Here is a 3,644-nt window from a genome sequence, read left to right on the forward strand (position 1 = left end):
TCGCGCCGATAGTAGTTGGGGGATCGCCCCCTGCGAGGATAGGTCGTTGCCGTGCTTATAGTTATTCCGGCATAGCTCAGTTGGTAGAGCACCTGACTGTTAATCAGGTTGTCGACGGTTCGAGCCCGCCTGCCGGAGTTTAGCATATGTGCTGGAGAGTTGTCCGAGTTGGCCGAAGGAGCATGATTGGAAATCATGTAAACGGGTTATGACCTGTTTCAAGGGTTCGAATCCCTTACTCTCCGTTGCAGAATGACCCGTTGGTCAAGTGGTTAAGACACCGCCCTTTCACGGCGGTAACATGGGTTCAAATCCCGTACGGGTCATATTGGAGGATTAGCTCAGTTGGGAGAGCGTCTGCCTTACAAGCAGAGGGTCACAGGTTCGAGCCCTGTATCCTCCATAATATTACGGTCCTATAGTGTAGGGGTCTATCACGCCTGCCTGTCACGCAGGAGATCGTCGGTTCAAATCCGTCTAGGACCGTTTTATATTTTAATATTTATGATGGCTCGGTAGCTCAGTCGGTAGAGCAATGGATTGAAGCTCCATGTGTCGGCAGTTCGATTCTGTCCCGCGCCACCATGGAAGGGTAGCGAAGTCTGGCTAAACGCGGCGGACTGTAAATCCGCTCCTTCGGGTTCGGTGGTTCGAATCCACTCCCTTCCATTTTTTAATAATAGGGGTATAGTTTAAAGGTAGAACTACGGTCTCCAAAACCGTCAGTGTGGGTTCAATTCCTACTACCCCTGCCATATGGCGATAGTGGCGAAGTGGTTAACGCACCGGATTGTGGCTCCGGCACGCGTGGGTTCGATTCCCACCTATCGCCTTTAAAATTGGGTTATAGCCAAGTGGTAAGGCAAGGGACTTTGACTCCCTCATGCGCTGGTTCGAATCCAGCTAACCCAGTTTTGGATTTGTACTATATCTGGCGGTATAGCCAAGTGGTAAGGCAGAGGTCTGCAAAACCTTCATCACCGGTTCAAATCCGGTTACCGCCTTTAGTTGCTTTTAGGCGCTAACTGTAGTATAGTTTTACCTTGTAATATGCCGGTGTGGCGGAATTGGCAGACGCGCTGGACTCAAAATCCAGTGCCCGTTGAGGGCGTATCGGTTCGACCCCGATCACCGGTATTTTTAGTTATAATTAGAAGCAATAAGAAAGTCTTAAACCGTATGGTTGGGGCTTTTTTATTTTTAATAAAAATAATTAATTATGAAGTTGTTGCAATTTTGCTGCTAACAGCAGAAAACCGGTAGTAAAGTGTATAAGATATTCGTAATTTCGTGTTGGTTCTCAAATTTTACCATCTGATAGGAGAGCCTTTCTGGCATACTATTTACTTGGAATAGGTATAATTCAACCTTAGAATTATTGTCACTGAGTTTGCAGCTTTTACAAGAGTTACAAGACTATTAATGATAGGTCAAAATCCAATTGTTGATCAATCGATGCTGTTTTTCAAATAAATAACGGAATAATTTAGTAAATATGCATTGCTGTCTGCTTATAATCTAGGTTTATTCGTGAATTATTCTATATTGATGGAATTAGATATTCTTTGAAATAGGTATCCAGATTGTAACTCAGACATATCTAAAAAAAGAATATTGTATGAGCAGTTTAGAAGATTTAAGGCTGAATTTTCGTCCTAAAAAATTAAAGTTAGTATCGTGAGCATGTAAGAAGTTATACTTTACAAAAATAGAAAGATCAAAAATTCGATGAATATAGCTTGCTTTTGATTAATAAAGGGTAATATATCTTTATAAAAAAAATAAAAATATAGAATTAAATTAGATATAAACAGTTTTATTTTTTTTGTAGACATCCAATTGCATGTGATGTTATAATTTGTGACATCAAATAGGGGGGATTCTTATATGAATGCAGCTAATACTACATTTTTGATTATTTCGTGTGTTCTAGTATTTTTTATGACACCTGGTTTAGCTTTTTTCTATGGTGGATTGGTTTCAAAAAAGAATGTTGTTAATACAATGTTTTCAGTCTTTGTAATTTGTGGAGTTGCTGTTTTACTTTATGCAGCAGTTGGTTATGAACTCTCATTCAATGGAATATTGGCGGCGTAATTGGAACTGTTAAGCATTTCTTTCTAGATGGTTTGAACTTAGCTCAATTACAGTCGAAAGAGCTTGGAATTAACGTTGGTACCTTTTTACTGTTTCAAATGATGTTTGCTATTATTACACCTGCACTCTTTGTTGGAGCGGTAGTTGGTAGGATGAAATTTAATTTTTTGCTTATTTTTATTATTTTATGGTCAATTTTCATTTATTATCCAATGGTACATATGGTATGGAGTAGCAATGGTCTGCTTGCTTCATATGGTGTTTTGGATTTTGCTGGTGGAACAGTTGTTCATATCAATGCAGGTGTTACTGCTCTGGTACTTTCAGTGTTCCTTGGTAAGAGAATTAACTTTGGAAAAGAAAAACAGAGTCATTATAATTTACCTTGGGTACTCTTAGGTACAACAATTCTTTGGATTGGTTGGTATGGTTTTAATGCTGGTTCGGCACTCGGCATGACGGAAATTGCTGTTCAGGCATTCTTGACAACTACTGTTGCTACGGCTGCAGCATTAGTTACTTGGATGGTTTTGGATATGGTCGTCGTTGGTAAACCTACATTGGAGGGTGCGTGTACAGGAACAATTTGTGGGCTTGTCGGAATTACCCCCGCAACAGGTTTTGTAACGGGTGCTGGTGCGTTTTGGATTGGCGCTTTGAGTGCAATCGTGAGTTATTTGTTTATCACATATGTCAAACCAAAATTAAAATATGATGATCCACTAGATGCATTTGGTTGCCACGGTGTTTCAGGGATTGTAGGATCAATTTTAACTGGTGCGTTTGCAAGTAAATTCGCTAATAGTTCTATTAGCAATGGATTATTTTATGGTGGAGGCTTCCACCAATTATTGATTCAAATCGTTGGAACGTTATTTACAATTGTGTTTGTCACAATTGTAGCAAGCCTGCTAATATTTATTTTGAAACTCTTCATGAAGATACGTGTTGAAGAAAGTGCTGAAATTACTGGACTTGATCAATCTGAACATGGTGAAATTGCTGATTACACTGTTTCAACAACTAGTGCTGATGTTGGAAAATATGAACAGGAATTTCAAGGTCAATTAGCACATTTAAATAATCCCCAAGATTAATACTAATATAAAATATAAAAGAAAAAGAGTTAATACATGGCATGACTTACCTCCTAAAATGCTTGGAGATAAGAGAGACATGTACTTAACTCTTTTTTTTATTTGAAATGCTATTTCAACTTAATGTAGTTTGATACCTTATCAACACCATAATTTCTAATCTGATACAACAAAATATCGGCACAGGCACGACTATCATCTAACGCATTGTGATGATGATTCAGTGTAATATCAAGATTTGAGCAAATTGTATTGAGCTTGTAGTTATCTAAACTAAAAAGGTTGCGACTCGTTGCAAGTGTGTCAAGAACTAAATAATTAGGAACAGCCAGGTCGTAAAATTGAAGAGTATGGCTTAGAACACTACAATCAAAATTTGCATTATGTGCAACAATTAATGGCTCTTTGTCAACCGCTGTTGATGAGAAATCTTTATGAGAAAATCAATTC

12 tRNA genes and 2 pseudogenes are annotated in these 3,644 nt (G+C 38.6%); 13 read left to right on the forward strand and 1 reads right to left on the reverse strand.

Annotated elements, in window-relative coordinates:
* The first annotated feature begins 65 nt into the window (after nucleotides 1–65).
* The 13 genes and pseudogenes from ABF682_RS11930 to ABF682_RS11990 all read left to right on the forward strand — a co-directional run bounded on the left by ABF682_RS11930 (nucleotide 66) and on the right by ABF682_RS11990 (nucleotide 3,194).
* A tRNA-Asn gene (locus ABF682_RS11930) sits at nucleotides 66–138 on the forward strand.
* A 15-nt stretch (nucleotides 139–153) separates the two neighbouring features.
* Nucleotides 154–245, forward strand: a tRNA-Ser gene (locus ABF682_RS11935).
* 9 nt (nucleotides 246–254) lie between these two features.
* Nucleotides 255–326 (forward strand) — tRNA-Glu (locus tag ABF682_RS11940).
* A 4-nt stretch (nucleotides 327–330) separates the two neighbouring features.
* Nucleotides 331–403: transfer RNA gene (locus tag ABF682_RS11945), tRNA-Val, on the forward strand.
* A 9-nt stretch (nucleotides 404–412) separates the two neighbouring features.
* A tRNA-Asp gene (locus tag ABF682_RS11950) sits at nucleotides 413–486 on the forward strand.
* A 23-nt stretch (nucleotides 487–509) separates the two neighbouring features.
* Nucleotides 510–585: transfer RNA gene (locus tag ABF682_RS11955), tRNA-Phe, on the forward strand.
* Nucleotide 586: 1 nt separating this feature from the next.
* A tRNA-Tyr gene (locus ABF682_RS11960) sits at nucleotides 587–669 on the forward strand.
* 12 nt (nucleotides 670–681) lie between these two features.
* A tRNA-Trp gene (locus ABF682_RS11965) sits at nucleotides 682–755 on the forward strand.
* A gap of 4 nt (nucleotides 756–759) precedes the next feature.
* Nucleotides 760–832, forward strand: a tRNA-His gene (locus ABF682_RS11970).
* Between the two features lie 8 nt (nucleotides 833–840).
* A tRNA-Gln gene (locus tag ABF682_RS11975) sits at nucleotides 841–912 on the forward strand.
* Nucleotides 913–933: 21 nt separating this feature from the next.
* Nucleotides 934–1,004: transfer RNA gene (locus ABF682_RS11980), tRNA-Cys, on the forward strand.
* A gap of 48 nt (nucleotides 1,005–1,052) precedes the next feature.
* Nucleotides 1,053–1,137: transfer RNA gene (locus tag ABF682_RS11985), tRNA-Leu, on the forward strand.
* Between the two features lie 750 nt (nucleotides 1,138–1,887).
* Nucleotides 1,888–3,194, forward strand: a pseudogene (locus ABF682_RS11990) (ammonium transporter).
* Nucleotides 3,195–3,304: 110 nt separating this feature from the next.
* Here ABF682_RS11990 and ABF682_RS11995 read toward each other — a convergent pair.
* Nucleotides 3,305–3,595, reverse strand: a pseudogene (locus tag ABF682_RS11995) (exonuclease domain-containing protein); the annotation flags it as partial.
* Nucleotides 3,596–3,644 lie beyond the last annotated feature (49 nt).

This window comes from Liquorilactobacillus sp. (genome assembly GCF_047719775.1).
In the GTDB taxonomy this organism is placed as follows: Bacteria; Bacillota; Bacilli; order Lactobacillales; family Lactobacillaceae; genus Liquorilactobacillus.